13 protein-coding genes are annotated in these 17,274 nt (G+C 48.9%); 3 read left to right on the top strand and 10 right to left on the bottom strand.

Translation table 11 applies throughout. The features are described 5' to 3' along the window. Positions 1–119 precede the first annotated feature (119 nt). The 3 genes from D2E26_RS01610 to D2E26_RS01600 are packed head-to-tail and all read left to right on the top strand — an operon-like array spanning position 120 to position 3,731. Positions 120–1,094 carry an ABC transporter ATP-binding protein gene (locus tag D2E26_RS01610; RefSeq protein WP_125962953.1) on the top strand — a complete coding sequence of 325 codons (975 nt, stop codon included), beginning with the start codon at positions 120–122 and terminating at the stop codon, positions 1,092–1,094. Between the two features lie 41 nt (positions 1,095–1,135). Continuing rightward, positions 1,136–2,404: an ABC transporter permease gene (locus D2E26_RS01605; RefSeq protein ID WP_125962952.1), complete on the top strand. Its 1,269-nt coding sequence runs from the start codon at positions 1,136–1,138 to the stop codon at positions 2,402–2,404. Beyond that, entirely contained in the window at positions 2,391–3,731 is a 1,341-nt protein-coding gene (locus D2E26_RS01600) for an ABC transporter permease (RefSeq protein ID WP_125962951.1), read from the top strand. The genes D2E26_RS01605 and D2E26_RS01600 overlap by 14 nt, the downstream gene beginning before the upstream one ends. Positions 3,732–3,913: 182 nt before the next feature. Here D2E26_RS01600 and D2E26_RS01595 read toward each other — a convergent pair whose 3' ends face one another. The 10 genes from D2E26_RS01595 to D2E26_RS01550 form a co-directional block, all read right to left on the bottom strand. Beyond that, entirely contained in the window at positions 3,914–4,690 is a 777-nt protein-coding gene (locus D2E26_RS01595) for a hypothetical protein (protein ID WP_125962950.1), read from the bottom strand. A gap of 240 nt (positions 4,691–4,930) precedes the next feature. Beyond that, entirely contained in the window at positions 4,931–5,557 is a 627-nt protein-coding gene (locus D2E26_RS01590; RefSeq protein ID WP_125962949.1) for an isochorismatase family protein, read from the bottom strand. Between the two features lie 84 nt (positions 5,558–5,641). Next, positions 5,642–6,385, bottom strand: coding sequence for a hypothetical protein (locus D2E26_RS01585; protein WP_125962948.1), 744 nt, complete (start codon positions 6,383–6,385; stop codon positions 5,642–5,644). A gap of 361 nt (positions 6,386–6,746) precedes the next feature. After that, positions 6,747–7,418: a sugar O-acetyltransferase gene (locus D2E26_RS01580; protein WP_125962947.1), complete on the bottom strand. Its 672-nt coding sequence runs from the start codon at positions 7,416–7,418 to the stop codon at positions 6,747–6,749. 106 nt (positions 7,419–7,524) lie between these two features. Further along, complete coding sequence (gene acnA, locus D2E26_RS01575) at positions 7,525–10,224, bottom strand: aconitate hydratase AcnA (protein ID WP_125962946.1); 2,700 nt, start codon at positions 10,222–10,224, stop codon at positions 7,525–7,527. Positions 10,225–10,272: 48 nt separating this feature from the next. After that, a complete protein-coding gene (locus tag D2E26_RS01570) occupies positions 10,273–12,876 on the bottom strand; it encodes an HAD-IC family P-type ATPase (RefSeq protein WP_125962945.1) in 2,604 nt (867 codons plus the stop codon). Between the two features lie 163 nt (positions 12,877–13,039). Beyond that, entirely contained in the window at positions 13,040–13,675 is a 636-nt protein-coding gene (locus tag D2E26_RS01565; RefSeq protein WP_125962944.1) for a type 1 periplasmic-binding domain-containing protein, read from the bottom strand. A 16-nt stretch (positions 13,676–13,691) separates the two neighbouring features. Next, complete coding sequence (locus D2E26_RS01560) at positions 13,692–15,020, bottom strand: class I SAM-dependent RNA methyltransferase (protein WP_125962943.1); 1,329 nt, start codon at positions 15,018–15,020, stop codon at positions 13,692–13,694. A gap of 257 nt (positions 15,021–15,277) precedes the next feature. Then, positions 15,278–16,027, bottom strand: coding sequence for a DUF3159 domain-containing protein (locus D2E26_RS01555; RefSeq protein WP_125962942.1), 750 nt, complete (start codon positions 16,025–16,027; stop codon positions 15,278–15,280). Continuing rightward, entirely contained in the window at positions 16,024–16,872 is an 849-nt protein-coding gene (locus D2E26_RS01550) for a DUF3710 domain-containing protein (RefSeq protein WP_125962941.1), read from the bottom strand. Before D2E26_RS01550 ends, D2E26_RS01555 begins: the two co-directional genes overlap by 4 nt. Positions 16,873–17,274 lie beyond the last annotated feature (402 nt).

Below are 17,274 nucleotides of genomic sequence, written 5' to 3'. Positions count from 1 at the left end.
TGTCATGCATTGTATGATCAGGGTTCTTTCCTGACTCTGGCTTTTACCTTCCCCGCGCTGCCTGCTCCTTGTGTGTGCTAAGCAGGCAGCGCTTTTGTTTCTTTTTTAAGGAGCCCGACATGGATGCCACCACACCAACACCGATGGCGGTTACTGTACAGCATTTAGTGAAACGATACGGAACGCATATAGCACTCAACGATCTTGATCTACATGTCAATAAACGCGAAATCTTTGGGCTACTCGGACCGAACGGCTCCGGAAAAACAACGGCCATCAACTGTATTTTGGGACTACTCTCCTACGATTCAGGATCGATTCACGTATTCGGGCAAGAACTGACGCCAGCGAATTATGCATTAAAACGACGTATTGGTGTGGTGCCACAAGACGTTGCCGTGTTTAACGAGCTCACCGTATTAGAGAATATTCGCTACTTCTGCTCCCTCTATATCAACGATCGCAAACAGCGCAACCAACTCGTAGACGAAGCTATTGCGTTTGTTGGGCTCGATGATTATCGCAAGTTTAGGCCAAAAGCACTGTCCGGAGGCCTCTTAAGGCGACTTAATATTGCATGCGGTATTGTGCACCGGCCAGACCTTATTTTCTTTGACGAACCAACTGTGGCTGTTGATCCACAAAGTCGTAACGCCATACTCGATGGCATTCAAGAACTCAACCGTCAGGGTGCAACCATAATTTATACGAGCCACTACATGGAAGAAGTGGAACAACTCTGCAATCGTATTGAAATTATTGATCATGGCACATGCATTGCACTGGGTACTGCAGAAGCACTCAAAAATTCTGTACAAGCTGGCGAGCGCATCGTTATTGAAGCACCAGCGCTCGCGGAGCATCCTGATTTGCAAACAAGTGTGCTTCAACGGTTGCGAGCGCTTCCCTTCGTTATTGAAGTGCAGTATGCCAATACAGAATTAACTGTTGAAGCACAGCGTGGTGAACACAATCTTGTGGATGTGCTCAGTGTGCTGCATAACGATGGCATTCCTGTAGGCCATGTCAGTGCTCGTCCACCAACGCTTAATGACGTGTTCCTTGAACTTACCGGTACAGAACTCCGTGACTAAAGCAGTGTAATCATCCTCAACGGTGAGGAAAGGAGGCGACGATGTGGCAGACATTTCTGATTACGATGAAAACCAATCTGCGTGAAAAGTCAGCGTTGTTCTGGCTGTTCGTATTCCCTATTGCGTTAGCCACGATGTTTAATGGCATGTTTGCCAACCTTGGTGAAGCCTATGACATTCATCCCCAGCCTATTGCCGTGGTACAAGACCGTGCGTATTGTGCAAATCCATTTACGCAAACCTTTATCACTGCTATTAGTCGTAATACGCAGCAACTAGAGTCTTCTTCAGCGTGCGCTCCTAATACGGTGCAGCAACGTCCGCAAACACAAACCCTGATTGACGCGCATCCTGTAGCTACTACTCATGAAGCTATTGATTTGCTGAAGCATGATGATGGCATACTCGGCTATATTCAAACCAATACCAAGGGTGAACTGTCTTTAACGATTAGTGCATCAACGGCAATCAAAGCTGAAGGTATACAAGACGCTTCTGATGTACATACAGGACTCTCCATAATTAATACGGCGCTCGCCTCGTTTAATCAGATATTGCAAGGAGTCACAGCAGTCGGCCAACAAAATCCACAACTGCTAGCGAACCCACAATTCCATGAACAGCTCATTAAGCGCGCAACAGCGTCAGTGACCCATGAGGTTACCCTAACTAATTTCAAGCCCGAAGAAGCAGCACGTTTCTTCTATGCACTGCTTGGCATGGCCGCACTCATGTCCATGAGCTTCGCCATTAACGCAGTAGCATTATGCCAAGCAAACCTCTCGGCATTAGGCCTGCGCCGATCGATGAGTCCACAACCAAAATATAGGCAACTATGCGGCATATTCCTAGCAAGTTGGCTGTGCTGCAGCATAGCGCTGATTGTATCCGTTGCTTATATTCGCTTCGTTTGCCACGTATCAGTCGGCGGACGCGAAGGCTTGGCGGTTATTTCCTGTATTGCAGCAGCCTTCCTAGCCACAGCCATGGGCATACTCATTGGCGCACTGCCAAATCTCTCACTCAACGTCAAAACAGGAATAGGCACAATGCTTGCCTGCATACTCTCCCTGTTCTCAGGACTCTACGGTCAGTTCGCCATGGAACTTTCCGATCAAATCAAACGCAATGCACCGCTGCTCGCAACACTGAATCCAGCACAACAAATAACCGACTTGTTCTATGACATTCTGTTCTACGACTCCGTTATGCCATTTCTCCGCACCATAAGCATCGTCGTCGGTATGGCCGTGATCTGCATTGCTGGCGCATCACTGATGTTGAGGAGGCACCGTTATGCACACCTATAACACTGCATTACGCGTTATGCGCTCGCATAAGATCTACATCATTATTTATTTAGTCTTTTTGTCCATCATGATGATTGGCATGTGTCAACAAATGGCATCATCTTATGCCACCAAAGTCGGTAATACGTTCACGCCAGACAAACCAATGGTATCCGTTATTGACCGAGACACTACCGATCAGCGCTGGAAGCACAGCCTCGAACAGGCGCTCGGTTCCATGGCAACCATCGTAGAGATTCAAGACACCGATGAATCCTTACAACAAGCAGTCGCATCGAACTACACCGATTTGCTAGTCATCGTGCCTCACGGATTCACCGACCAATTCCTTGACGCTATTACCAATAACACCGAACTGCCAAACGTAGAAACCGTAACAAGCTACACCTCAGCAACTGGTGCACTCACCACAATGGACGTCAACTCGTTCTTCACACAAACAGCGCTTGCGGCACAGGCGCAGCGTGATAGTGACGCATTGGTATCTGCAGCTACGGCGGCCCCGTTCAATACTGCAGAACTCAATAAGGCAATGAAACAAGCTGTTGATTTGATGACTAGTGAGAGTGCGCACCCACCGATTCGCGTCGCGCAGCAAACGCGAACGGAACAGGTGTCACAAGATGATGCGGCTCTGCTGACGTTTGGTATGTGCGTAAAATTTGGCCTCTACCCTATGATGTCGGCCTGCGCTGTTTTGTCGGCAGTGATGATGCTAGCATTTTCCAAGCGCGAGGTGCGCATGAGACTGTATCTCGGCCCACATCGTCAATGGACGCTGACGCTGCAACAATGGATTGCTTGTATTGTGCTCGGATTCATTTGCACTGCCGCCTATGTGCTGCTCAGTATGGGCATGATTCTGGTTAATGGCATGCATATCGGCTCGCTGTTCAATGCAGCAGCAGGTCATGGCGTGCATTTCATTGGCGCTATATTGGCACTAGCTATGTTCGCTATTGTTGGTGTTTCTTTTGGCGCCATGATGGCTGCATTCAATATGCCAGAAACTTTCTGCAATGGCTTAGCGAACATTTTCGGCCTCATTATTATGTTTACCTCTGGCGTTGCAATACCGCTGAGTATGACGCCAAGCTACATGATTGCGATTGGTAAAGCACTGCCAGGTTGGTGGACTTGCGCGGCTATTGATAATGCGCTTGGTATTGATACGGCAACAGCAACACACTGGTCAAACTATGCTTCGAGTCTTGCACTGGTTACGGCTTTCGCTGTGTTGTTCTTGTGCATCAGCCTTGTTGCGGCACATCTTCGTGCGAGCAAACCATCGGTTGCACAAGCCTCAGCAACACAACTGGCAATGTAATGCAACACTAGCGCGTCAGAACTAACGCAGCAATATATTACAGAAATATATTACAGAAATATTCTGCAAAAAATTGCGTTTTATACATGCGCTATTACAGCTATTACACTATGAGGGCTGCATGGAAACCAACGCAGCCCTCATTATTGTGCATCGCATACATTGCTATACCGATGAGGTTGCTATTCCGGAAGAGAAACTACCACTCCACGGCTTTCTTCTTGACCACCATATAATCGATATTTCAGATAGAATCCGTTGGTCTGTTCTGAAACCTTAAAGAAGCCACGCGTTGCTCCATATGCTGAGTATTTACAGTTCGAAGGCCATGTAATGTAATGGGATTGCGTTATTAGGGAGTATGAGTACGTATAGTAAACGCTCTCATACCAGAACAACGTTGACACTCTTTGGTAACTACCAGGGGAAAAACCACTCTGTACACCATTGTTATATCTGGAATAACCAATAATTGCTTCAGTGTTACCAAATAAATTCATGTTTGCAAACTTGGTATATATTTTTGCCGTGAAATCTGTATAGTCAAAAGGCCTATCACCAAAATGCCTCAGGTATCCATCAGCTTCATTGTAATAATTTTTAATGGGAAAATCACTCGTCTTATTTCGCGGTCCTGCTGATAAGCACATTTCGAAATGGTCTGGACCATCGTCCCAAATTCTAAATCCGCGAGTCGATCCACGAGGCATTTCGTGAGTACATCCACGCTCGAATTCCACATTAGGTGAACTACTCTGCAGAGGCTCACCATTTTCATCGACTATTTTGATTCCTGAATTATCAGCAATCGTAATGTCTTGATTACTCGTGACCTGAGTCTCAGCAACAGCAGTATTCGGCATGCCGCTCAATAGCACAATTAACGCTAAGCCTGCAGAACAGGAAACTTTTCCTATACGTTTTTTCATGATCGTTCCACCACTTTCATACCCCACCATTGGTTAGGGTTGAATTCATTGGAATTACAGTGATTCAACATGGAAAAGCACACTAGCTCACTAGTGTGCTTCCAATTGCTCACTAGAAGGTAAATTGTATTCATTCTTATTTACTTCAAGATGAACACACCATGAACTGCATAGGAAGAAATTGTAAACGTGCAGGACAGTTTACTTAGCCAAATGTTACGAAGTTCCACTGCGCAGCTGTATTACTACGGGAGCACTACTGCTAGTGCATTACTGCAATGACTCCTGAGCAGTGAGCAGCTCAATCCCCGCAGACTGCATTTGCGCGGCTGCAGCTTTGCCCATTTCAGCGCTTACAGGCAACGTTAGATCAGTCAATACGCGTGTATGATATCCACGCTGTTGCGCATCAAGAGCAGTATCTTTCACACAATGCGACTGCGCCAAACCAATAACATCAACATCAGTTATCTGTGCTTGATGCAATGCAGCATCAAGCGTATGCCCATCCTTGAGTAGTTGCTGTACTTGCTCAGGTGTTTGCATATGCTCAGTGGCGTCTTCTACACCTTCAAAACCAGAATATGCGGCACTGTATTGGCCTTTATAAAAATGGTGGTCAATAGCGAGCGCAGCAATTTGTGGATGAAGACGAGCATGAGGTGTGCAAGCTACGCCATGTCGTGGCCAACTATCTATAAAATCGGGCGTGGCTGACCAATGATTACCTGGTTTAATGTGCCAATCCTGCGTAGTGCACACATAGTCATAGATATCGCGATGCTGCTCAATAAATGTATGAATACGCTGGGCTAATGCATTGCCTCCCATAACTGCAAGTTCGCCACCCTCACAGAATGTCGGCTGCATATCTACAACAATTAATGCTCGCCTCATCCACAAATCCTTCCAAAAAGGTACGAATACCTTTTAGTATGGCAAAATGTTAGGCATCATGCGGCAAACTTTTCAGATTCTTCGCTAGTTTAAAGTCGTTGTCTGTTTGAACTCTCCTTCCACGAAGGAGTCTTTAGTTTTATATGTCATTCGGATAATGTGTTTCTGATGTTTCTTTGTTCTCGTGTAGGACTCACGCGAATCTTCAAAAACAGCATACCGATACGATTCCGGACACTCATACGTATGATCGGTAGAGAAGGTCTCTTCAATAATCTGCGTATATTTAAAAGTCAGCTTGTAATTTTGCGTCCACTCCGCGAACTGAGCATAAAGATTCTCCTGATACGATGCGCTCGTTGGAGCATATCCTAAACGAATCGTATATGGGTTTTTGTCTGCATTGTCTATCGCTATGCCGAATTGTCTCGTTACCCTCAGTTTTTTGAACGGGCTTGTTGTTGATCCGTCAGCACTGAAATACTGAATGGAATCATCTACAGGATACATAAATTGGTGTTTTCCGTCTTCTGATCCTTTTACCTTTATTTCAGGTCCTATAGCTGTACAAATAAGAAATTCTCCGTATTTTCTCGAAGAATCCGAATGCTGCACCTCATACCATTCCAAGTTGCGCTGAGTGCCAAAGGGCATCTTGCGAGAGCATCCACGTTTAGGAAAGTCTTGCGAGGGATCTTGCAATATTTTCTGCAATAGATTCATGCTGCTGGATTCTTGAGCCATAGCAGCGCTACTAGAAAATACACAACATAATGCAGCTATTGTTGCTGTTATACCTACGAAGATTTGTTTTGTTGAACGTTGCATTGTAACGCTCCTTCATATCTTTACCTACTGAAGCTCCTGTGCAGCTCTACTGCTGCATATGCGTATAGGTGCACTTCACTTCTTCGCCGATTACACATGCCCCATCAACGATTAGGGCTGTTTTTCACAAGACTACGAAGTGATTCTTCATCGACACTTACTGGTCTTCCGGCTCGGTACAACAATACTCATGCTCACTGAGTAACGAGTGAACTCCACGTAAACCACAGACAAACAAAATGAAAAGGCTAGACAAACCAGACGAGCAAAGCAAACTCTCGTCATGGGGATCACTCGTCATGAGGATCGCTCGTCATGCTGCTCAATATTCTCTTAATTACTGCGAATTCTGAGTACAGTGTTATGCACCTATTTCATGCTTCCAAGCAAAATATTGTTCAGCTTTACTCTGCCAATACTCTCGGTCTTCATCGGTTATTTCGCGAATCTTACGCGCAGGATTTCCGGCTACAATCGTGTGGTTTGCAACATCCTTAGTAACAACAGCTCCTGCACCAACAACCACATCGTCACCAATAGTTACGCCAGGGCAAATTGTGGCATGGCCACCGATCCATACGTCATTACCAATCGTGATTGGTAAACCGCCCTCGAGTTTTTGATTTCTTACTTCAGCATCTACCGGATGATACGGCGTATACAACCCGACCTGCGGCCCAATAAATACGTTGTCGCCAATCGTAATGGGCGCTACATCAAGAAAAATACAGTTCATATTGGCATAAAAATTGTTGCCCACGCGAATATTTGAGCCATAATCACAGTTAAATGGCATCTCAATAAATAGCCCTTCACCTGCCTCGGCAAAGAGTTCATGGAATAGCCGGTTTCGCTCGTCAAAAGCATCATAATCTGCACGCTCAAGTTGCTGAATAATCTTGCGTTTGCGCATATTGTTTTGAGTGGTATACGCATCGTGTGAGATATACAGTTCTCCAGCAATCATGCGCTGCCAGTTTCCCGAGGGCTCTGGTTGAGCTGCCGTTGTGCTGTGTTCGGTTTTGTTCGTCATACTTCTCAGTGTTCTCTTGATTACTGTGAAACCAAACAAAGCAGCCAGCCAATGCTATGAGCATTGACTGGCCAAACTATGATTGTTCTACGATGCGTACTGCAGCTTATTGCTTCATCAGGTTACGCAGCACATACTGCAAAATGCCGCCATTACGGAAGTAATCCGCTTCACCTGGTGTATCAATGCGCACAACAGCATCGAATTCCGTATGCGAACCATCGCTATGTGTGGCATCCACATGCACCGTATCTGGGGTCACTCCCTCATTGAGCTTGTCAATGCCCGTAATGCTATAGGTTTCTGTGCCATCTAGTCCCAGTGAAGTCGCCGACTCCCCTTCTGGGAATTGCAGAGGGAGCACACCCATACCAATCAGGTTGGAACGATGAATGCGCTCAAAGCTCTCTACAATAACGACCTTTACACCGAGCATGGCAGTACCCTTTGCTGCCCAGTCGCGCGATGATCCAGTGCCATATTCTTTACCGCCAAGCACCACAAGCGGCACCTTATTGGCAAGATAATTGCGCGATGCCTCATAAATTGTCGTTGGCTTCATGGCCAAGAAATCGTAGGTGAAGCCGCCTGGGGTAATTTCCTCACCGACTGAGCCAAGCAACAAATTACGCAAGCGAATATTGCCAAACGTGCCACGCACCATAACTTCGTGATTACCACGGCGCGAACCATAGGAATTGAAATCCTTTTGGGCAACACCATGTTTAATGAGATACTGCCCTGCTGGGCTCGAAGCCATAAACGCACCTGCCGGCGAAATATGATCGGTCGTTACCGAATCGCCCAAGAACGCGAGCACACGTGCATCATGTACATCTTGCACAGGCACAGGTTCAGCAGTCATGCCATCGAAGAATGTTTGACGACGCACATACGTGGAATCGTCATTCCAATCGAATAACTCACCTTCTGGCACATCGAGGCCCTGCCAACGCTTATCACCTTCGAACACGGACTCATAGTCATTCAGGAACATATCGCGATTGACATTTTGCGTCACTACTTGTTCAATTTCAGCATTCGTAGGCCAAATATCCCTTAGAAATACATCATTACCTTCGGCATCTTGACCAAGTGGCTCGGTCTCAAAATCAAAGGCCATAGTGCCTGCGAGCGCATAGGCAATAACCAGTGGCGGCGAAGCCAAATAGTTCATTTTGATATCTGGGCTAATACGGCCTTCGAAATTACGATTACCCGACAGTACGGCAGTAACCGTCATATCGTGAGTATGAATGGCTTCAGAAATTTCTGGCAGTAATGGACCCGAGTTACCAATACAGGTGGCGCAACCGAAGCCCACGAGCTGATAGCCCAGTGCATCGAGATCATCTTGCAGCCCAGCCTGCTGTAAATAGTCAGCAACAACTTGTGAACCTGGAGCCAATGACGTTTTCACCCACGGCTTCGGCTGAAGACCTTTGGCCACGGCATTACGAGCAAGCAATCCAGCAGCAATCATGACCGAAGGATTTGAAGTATTCGTACATGACGTAATCGAAGCAATGGCAACATCACCGTTAGTCAGTTCAAAATCACCACGGAATGCTGTGCTGACTGGAACTGGCGTACGCGTGGTTTGCTCAGTGACATATGCAGGTAGCGTCTGTTCAAACTTCTGCTTGGCTTCAGTTACACGAATACGATCCTGTGGACGCTTAGGACCTGCAATCGATGGCACCACTGTAGAGAGATCAAGCTCAAGATATTCAGAATACTGTGGCTCCACATAGTCAGGATCCTGCACATCATGCCACAGCTTGTTAGCTTGAGCATAAGCCTTCACGAGTGCCACTTGTTCTTCTGAGCGGCCCGTCAAGCGCAGATATTCCAGTGTGACTTCATCGATTGGGAAAATACCACAGGTTGAGCCGAATTCGGGGCTCATATTGCCGATGGTTGCTCGGTTGGCTAGTGGAACTTGCGCAATGCCTTCGCCATAGAATTCCACGAATTTACCGACCACGCCTTGTTTGCGCAGCATATCGGTTATGGTCAGCACCACATCGGTGGCAGTAACACCTTCTGGGATGGAGCCTTTGAGTTTAAAGCCCACAACGCGTGGTACGAGCATCGAAATTGGCTGGCCGAGCATAGCAGCTTCTGCTTCAATACCGCCTACGCCCCATCCGAGAACGCCAAGGCCATTAACCGTCGTTGTATGCGAATCAGTGCCGACGCAGGAATCGAGATAAGCAAGCGTGGTACCGTTCGACTGCTGCTTCGTCATTACGACGCGAGCTAAGTATTCAATATTGACTTGGTGAATAATGCCTGTTCCTGGCGGTACCACACGGAAGTTCTTAAATGCGCCTTGGCCCCAACGCAAGAACTGATAGCGTTCGCTATTGCGCTCATACTCGATATCCATATTGGCTTGTACAGCATCAGCCGTGCCGTACTTATCGATTTGCACCGAATGATCAATAATCATATCGGCCTGCACCTGAGGATTAATAACCTCGGGATTACCGCCAAGCTGTTGCACGGCATCACGCATCGTTGCTAAATCAACAATGCATGGCACGCCCGTGAAATCCTGCATAACAACGCGTGATGGCGTGAACTGTATTTCATGGCTTGGTTCTGCAGCAGGATCCCAATTGAGCAAGGCTTGTACATGCTCATCAGTGATATTGGCACCATCTTCATTACGCACTAAATTCTCAACAAGTACTTTGAGTGAGTACGGTAAATGATCAATGCCTGGCAGATCTGCAATACGGTAGTAACCAACCGAAGTTGAGCCTACGGCAAGTGTATCGAGCTGTGTATTACGCAACATGAAGCCGCTCCGTCCTTTTGAGTTTGAGCCATGTTTTGCGTTTACAGCCTACTTGCGTGAGATTAAGCGATGATAAGTGCGCCTGACATATGAGACAGCAGCAAAAAGCTGAGGCAATACCTTAGGCACGAGCCAAACACTCAACGCAAACAGTATGCCTGCAGCAATTACTGCCATAACAGCAGGCAGTATCACAGCACCAGTTGGCCAATGCAATTCGAAGAACTGCGAAATAAATGGAATACTAATGCCAATAGCCGCTGCTGCAGCAAAACCGAGCACGAGCAGTCCTCGCCAAGAATTCAGAGGACGAGCCACACGAGCCAACACCAGCATGCCCATAAACAGCAGCACGCAAGCACAAATCGAACGCAACGACATACGATCCACTGCATTCGTATCAACATGCCAGCCCATCCAATCAGGAATGAACCAAGCAGCCAGCAGCACTGCCAATGCTGTTGCAATGCCACATGGCAACGCGAAAGCGAAAACACGTCGCAGGAATCCTGGAATATAACGCCTCGTATTTGGTGCCAATGCCAGCAGGAATGCTGGAGCACCAATCGTTAACGCACCAATATACGAAATATGACGAGGCAAGTATGGATATGGAATTGCCGTCAGCACTACACCGAACGAGATCAATGCCGAATAAATGGTCTTGACCAAGAACAAGCTTGCAACACGTTCCATATTGGCCATAACCTGGCGTCCTCGAGCCACAACATCTGGCAGATGCGAGAACTTCGAGTTAACAAGCACCACTTCTGCCACAGCCTTCGTTGCAGGAGCAGCGTTACCCATAGCAATACCCAGATCAGCTTCTTTAATAGCCAACGTATCGTTGACGCCATCGCCAGTCATAGCCACAACATGCTGACCCGTATGCAAGGCCTGCACAATAGCCTTCTTCTGTTCTGGTAGCACACGACCCAGCACATCCACATGTTCAAGTGTTTGTGCCAGCTCATGCACATCGCTTGGCAGTTCACGCGCATCCATAGCCACTGGCTTCGTGTCGCCAGTAAGGCGAACCTTGGCAGCAATAGCACCAACAGTTACTGGGTTATCACCAGAAATAATGCGGCAACGCACACCCTGCTCGCGGAACCATGCCAGTGTGGCTTCTGCATCCGAGCGTATACGTTCCGAGCACAGCACCAATGCGACTGGCTGAGCAGTCTTATCAATTTGTGGATCTGCCTCAATACGCTGTGCCAATGCATCGTCAGATGTTGGACGCACATGCATAATCAGCAGCACACGATTACCCTGGTTGGCGTGCTCATTGACTTGTTCAAGCAGCTTCGAATAATCGCCATCGAGTGCTGAGAGCAACACTTCAGGAGCACCCATGTACCAAACGCCCCGGCTGTCATCAATGCCCATAACTGGAGTGTCATAACCAATGGCACTCCATTTGCGAGCGCTGGAGAATGGCACACGATGATCGACCACGGTTGGCTTCACGCCTTGTTCGCCAAGGCCCTCAAGCACAGCAAGGCCCGTACCATTTGGATTTTCCTCATGAGCGAGGTCCATCAATGCTTGGCGAATAGCTGCCATGTCTGGTTGGCGGAAATCAGAGGAATGAACAGCAGTAGAAACAGCGAAATCTGCTGGGTCGAGCGCAACGATGGAGCCGAACGCAATACCACCGTCGGTAATCGTGCCTGTTTTATCCAAGTTCAGGGAGTCCACGCGAGCGAGCGTTTCAACCGAGTCGAGGTCCTGCACAAGCGTAGACTTGCGGGCCAAACGGATGGCAGCTAACGCAAAGTTCAGCGAAGTCAGCAGCACGAGGCCTTCAGGCACCATGCCAACAACGCCAGCAACAGAAGAAACAACAGCCTGACGCCACTGGCCAGTCTCGAATGCGTGAGCCCAGCCGCCGACCGTGTTCATCTGCGTGCAAATGAGCAGCACACACAGCGGGACGACGAGGAACGTCATGAACTTCAGAATCGTATTAATGCCACGGTTCAGATCAGAAATATTCTTCTTATACACCTTGGCTTGAGCCGTGAGCTCTGCCGCATAACTATGCGCACCAACAGCCGTAATACGAGTTAAGGCCATACCCGAAACTGCAGTCGAGCCCGAGTAAACAGTGTCGCCCACTGACTTGCGCACGGTGCGCGATTCGCCCGTGATCATCGATTCATCGAGCTCAAGACCCCATGTTTCAAGTACTGTCGCATCAGCGGGAACCTGCTCGCCGGAGCGCAGCCACATCAAATCACCGAGCACAATATCGTTATGGGAAACGGCAATATCTTTGCCATCGCGGCGCACCATGTAATCGGAGGCCACCAGAATTGACAGCTTATCGAGCGTATGCTTTGCACGCAGCTCAGTTACAATACCGATGCCCGTGTTAATGATGATGACAAAGCCAAATACGGCGTCCTTCCATGATCCCGTAATCAGTACGAGCACCATGGCAGTGAAAATTATGCCGTTGAAGAGTGTAAAAACGTTGGCGCGAACGATGTCGGCTAGCGAACGCGAAGTTTCATCTTTGACTGCGTTCGTTTTGCCTTGCTGCACTAGTTGCTGAACTTGGGCCGTAGTAAGGCCCTGTTCAGCAACTTCAGGAAACGTATCCTGCGCTTGGCTCGGTTTCGTTTGCTCTAGCGTTTGGCTCATGGTTCATAAGCCTAGCCCACGTCCCCTGTTTGCGCAGCATAAAAAGCGAAAGATTTGGTATATTCTCAGCTGATTCGAAGGCGAAGAGCTTCCGAAAGCTAAGAGCTTTCGCAGGTAGAAAGCTTCCGGCAGCTGAGAGCTTCAGTATTCCGCTGTTAGGAGCTCAGCCCAGTGTGCTGACTGTGATGTCTTTGTCGTGCGCATCATCAGCAGCAATTTCGGTGAGCACTTGGTGCAGTGGCTGCGCATCCATCATGCGATCATTGACGCGCAAAGCGGCTGCGTACAGTGTTTCATCTTCTGGCTCGTTGACTGGATTGAGCAGCACAACAGCCACGCCTGCTTCGCGAGCATGCTGCAACGCTGCAGTCAGCGCTTCCCTATTGTTATCGGTCAGCTCGAGGCCTGAGATCATAGCTATATGCATATGCCTATGAATCACATCATCAATGCCAGCAACCTGAGCCTGCGTGAGTTCGTCACCAGTTTTGTGCTCGGTTGAAATGTAGGTGGCGTCAATGCCGTCACGTTCGCATGCCGACAATACCTGTTCATCGGCGCCACCATTTGGATTACCAATCAGGCCAACAGTTACCGTGGTGCCTCCCTGCAGTGCATCATGCGTTGGGGTTGCGTTCACACTCTGGGTGTCTCCCACAGCCTGATTACTCGGCGTGCACGCTGCTACAGCCGACAGCGTTCCGGCAGCAAGGAGCACTGCTGCAACTGCGCTTATGCCAGTGCGCAGTGCTCGGTTTGGGTTGTGTTGAGATTTATTGTTGTGTTCCACACATGCCATGCTAAACCATATTGAATCATTTACGACGCTTAGTACGTGTAAATAATGCAACGGTTTCTACGTGATGAGTCATTGGGTACATATCGAACGCGCGAATATCGGTCAGTTCGTATCCATGCGAGGTCAATGTTGCTGTGTCTCGAGCCAAGCTTGTGGCATCGCAAGCAATATAGACAACGGCCTTAGCCTTTGATTCAACAATCTGCTTACACACCTGAGCACGAGCGCCAGCACGTGGTGGATCAAGCACCACCACATCTGGGTGCTCAAAGCCTTGTGGCACATGGTGCAGTGTCTTAGCCACATCACCGCACAGTGCCGTAATGTTGTGCAGGCCTGCATGCTTAATGTTCTTGCGAGCATGCTTCACAGCCTTTGGCGCACCTTCAATGCTGAGCACGCGCGTATCGGTGTGATCGGCACCATCAACAGCACCAGCAAACACAGCCAGAGGCAATGTAAACAGGCCAGAGCCCGAATACAGATCCCAAATAACTGGGTTCGTCTTGCCCTGCAGTGCACGGCGTACCAAGTACAGCACGTGTTCTGGCAAGCGCTGTGGTGCCATGCGATGCATCTGCCAGAAGCCACCTGCATCCACGTGATACGTGAATCGCTTACCCTGCACATCAATGCATTCGGTCAGTTCGCGACGGCCCTGCATCAGATGATCATCAACAAGAATTGCATAGTTGTCGCCAACAACCTTGCTCAGCCAATCTTCATCGGCATCAGCAGACACGAATACATCGCGAGGCTCTGGCACTGCAATACGAATATGTTGGTTTGGATCGTATTGATGCGTCCAAATATCCTTATGCTTGGCAATTGCCAGCAATGCCTGGCTGGCCAATGGCATATCGTCGATTGGCACACGCACATTCGTTCCACGACGATGCATCGAAGGATGGCCTTCTGCATCGGTTACAAATTCAATACGAGTACGCCAATGCAGACCGCCAGTCAGATCTTCTCCTGGCATCTCTTCAATAGGTACTTCGGTTTCGACATGGCCAAGACGCTTCATCTGCTCAGCCACAATTGTCTGCTTCCACTTGAGCTGGCCTGCGCGGCTGACATGAATTAGATCAGCGCCACCAACGCCGCCGCCGTCCTTTAATGGACCAGCAAGCTTCCACGGAGGAGATACACGATCAGGACTTGCTTCGAGCACACGTGTGACTTCGCCCGTCCAGAATCGGTCTTCTCGTTGGTGTGGCTCATCGAGCTCAACCTCAACCAATTCGCCAGGCAAAGCAAAGCGTACGAATACAACTCGTCCATCGATGTGGCCGACGCACCGACCTTGGTCTGCGTATCGTTCTATCCACAACGTCTTCTGCACAGGAACTCCCTCCCCCGTTTCGCAGAAATACAGCCGGTCAATTATATGTTGCGGACTCAACAGAACAGCGCTCAGAAAGCAGCGGCAGATGAATAATTCAATGACAAAACGAAAGAATAACGGCGCTCAACGCGGCTGAAATGATGACACGGCGACCGAAATTACTCGGTCGAACAAGTCCACCAAAAAACAAAATGCTGATCAACAACATCTCAATCGTTGATCAGCATTATCTAAAACTGTTCAGTTGTGCACCGCTACTCTGCTGAGCTTTGCTGCTCTGCTTGAGCCTTAGCAGCTTTCTCAACCATGCGATGATGATGCAGCGGCGTGGCCACAATCAGATACGAAATCCAAATGGACAACGCCCAGAATGGAATGCCCATAATCAGACGCGTCATACCGAGCCAGCCCACATAGTTGAGCATGTACAGTGGTACCTGCACCACTAAGCGCAACGTAAACAGCGCAATCCAGAGCCATGTAATCGTGCGGTAGGCGCGATACAGCGGCTTATCGTTGCGCCAGCTAGCAAGCCACTGACCGAAGTGCTCGGTTGGCAACGTGCGCACAAACTCGACCACAAAGCCAAGTCCCGGCACACGCACGATCAGCGAAATGCTCAGCAGCACAATATAAAACGCATTCGTTAAGAAGCCGAACGTGTAATAATTGCGTGCCTCGTGACTTTGCCAAGCCCATACCAAGCAGATTGCAATTGCAGCAAGGCCGGAAACAGCGCCCATAATGGACTGACGCTGAATCAGACGAATCACGAGTTGCAACACAGCAAGCACAGCCGATGCCAGAATCGTCAATTCAAGACTGTTCGGCATGCCGAGGTTGCTCGTTACTAAGAACATAACAACGAACAGCACGCCTGGCAGCATCGATTCGATAATGCCTCGAGGACCGCCAATAGCAGTCAGAATCGAGAAATCATCATCCTCACCAGCAGATGCGAGCGAGCTTAATCCTGTACGAGGTTTCGTTACCTGATCGCTCATCGCAGCTCAGAGAACATAGGGCCGCGAGACAGCGTCGTCTTGGTCTGCGTCTCGTGGTCGGAATCCGTTGGCTTATCTGGGCGGTCGAGCGATGGCAGATCGTTCGATTCCTCGTCACCCTCTGCTGCTGCATGGCGCTCTGCTGGCGTCAGTGGTGGGTGCATTGGCAGCAGATCACGTGGAGCCAGTGGTTCCTCACCACGTTCCACAACGACGAGCGACAGGAACTTGTTGAGCGACTTGGCGTCGAGCGACTCAGGATCAGTTGCTGCCGTACCCGAGAAAATAGCACGCATCATCCAACGTGGACCATCAACACCGGCAATTCGCGTCATCACCGACTTGCCCGAAGCCACGGTCACTGGCAGCATGACTTCCTTGCCGAACACACCGTCAACAGCCTGTGCCTTCTCATTGGCATCAAGCAGATCCGTACGCACGTCGTCCCACAGCCCCAGCGTCTTAGGAGCTGCGAATGCTTCCATTTCGAGGCTCGAGTTGCCGAACGTCACAATCGTGCCTGACACCTGCCTCGTTTCACGGTTCACCTTCACGCGCAGCTGCATGCCCTGCATAAATGGCAGGTAGTATGCGCCGAGCGACAGGTAGCGGTCATAGTCTGGAACATGAGCATCCTCAATGTCCCATGGACCGTACTTCTCGCCACGGCCTTCGTACTCAGCTACAGCTTCGGTTGGGTACTCATAGGATTCTTCAGTCGTGTTATCGAAATCGTCGTTCTCCTCGGTTTCGTTCACATCCTGCTTTGCATCCTCAAGCGTCTCTTCGGCAATAGCTTCAGCTTCTTTCTTCTGCTTCTTCTTGCCAAATCCGAACAGTCCCATGAGATCCTCACTTCTGACGCATGTCACTGCGTCGTGTTCTTTCGTTGTGCACCCTCTCCCGTTCTCGCTCAACTGTATGATGATTTCTGTTCAATCACACTAACGATAATGATTGCGGGTGCGCGTATTCACCAAGCCCTAGGCTACCATCGTTTTTCAGTTTGATGGGGGTGTTCATCAATTCTTCCCATATATGGACACCACTAGTACTAACTCCAGTGTTTCCAAGGTGCCCAGAGCCTCTACCTATTACGACACTTTTCTGCAGCATTTATTCCTGCCAATATTGCTGTTGATCAGGCCGCCAACACTATTGGTGTAGTAGCTCTCCCACTGGAAGTTGACCAGCAAACCCGTCTGAAATTACCCAACAAAAAAGCACAGATACTTGATGTACCTGTG

This window comes from Bifidobacterium dolichotidis, assembly GCF_003951975.1.
Lineage (GTDB): Bacteria > Actinomycetota > Actinomycetes > Actinomycetales > Bifidobacteriaceae > Bifidobacterium > Bifidobacterium dolichotidis.
This window is presented reverse-complemented; position numbering and strand designations above follow the sequence as displayed.

Bases quoted from the DNA above. Each gene is read 5' to 3' on its own strand.
- D2E26_RS01610 (WP_125962953.1), top strand. From the start codon at position 120: ATGGATGCCACCACACCAACACCGATGGCGGTTACTGTACAGCATTTA.
- D2E26_RS01600 (WP_125962951.1), top strand. From the start codon at position 2,391: ATGCACACCTATAACACTGCATTACGCGTTATGCGCTCGCATAAGATC.
- acnA (WP_125962946.1), bottom strand. From the start codon at position 10,224: ATGTTGCGTAATACACAGCTCGATACACTTGCCGTAGGCTCAACTTCG.
- D2E26_RS01565 (WP_125962944.1), bottom strand. From the start codon at position 13,675: ATGGCATGTGTGGAACACAACAATAAATCTCAACACAACCCAAACCGA.
- D2E26_RS01595 (WP_125962950.1), bottom strand. From the start codon at position 4,690: ATGGTGGGGTATGAAAGTGGTGGAACGATCATGAAAAAACGTATAGGA.
- D2E26_RS01555 (WP_125962942.1), bottom strand. From the start codon at position 16,027: ATGAGCGATCAGGTAACGAAACCTCGTACAGGATTAAGCTCGCTCGCA.
- D2E26_RS01580 (WP_125962947.1), bottom strand. From the start codon at position 7,418: ATGACGAACAAAACCGAACACAGCACAACGGCAGCTCAACCAGAGCCC.
- D2E26_RS01550 (WP_125962941.1), bottom strand. From the start codon at position 16,872: ATGGGACTGTTCGGATTTGGCAAGAAGAAGCAGAAGAAAGAAGCTGAA.
- D2E26_RS01605 (WP_125962952.1), top strand. From the start codon at position 1,136: ATGTGGCAGACATTTCTGATTACGATGAAAACCAATCTGCGTGAAAAG.
- D2E26_RS01585 (WP_125962948.1), bottom strand. From the start codon at position 6,385: ATGCAACGTTCAACAAAACAAATCTTCGTAGGTATAACAGCAACAATA.
- D2E26_RS01570 (WP_125962945.1), bottom strand. From the start codon at position 12,876: ATGAGCCAAACGCTAGAGCAAACGAAACCGAGCCAAGCGCAGGATACG.
- D2E26_RS01590 (WP_125962949.1), bottom strand. From the start codon at position 5,557: ATGAGGCGAGCATTAATTGTTGTAGATATGCAGCCGACATTCTGTGAG.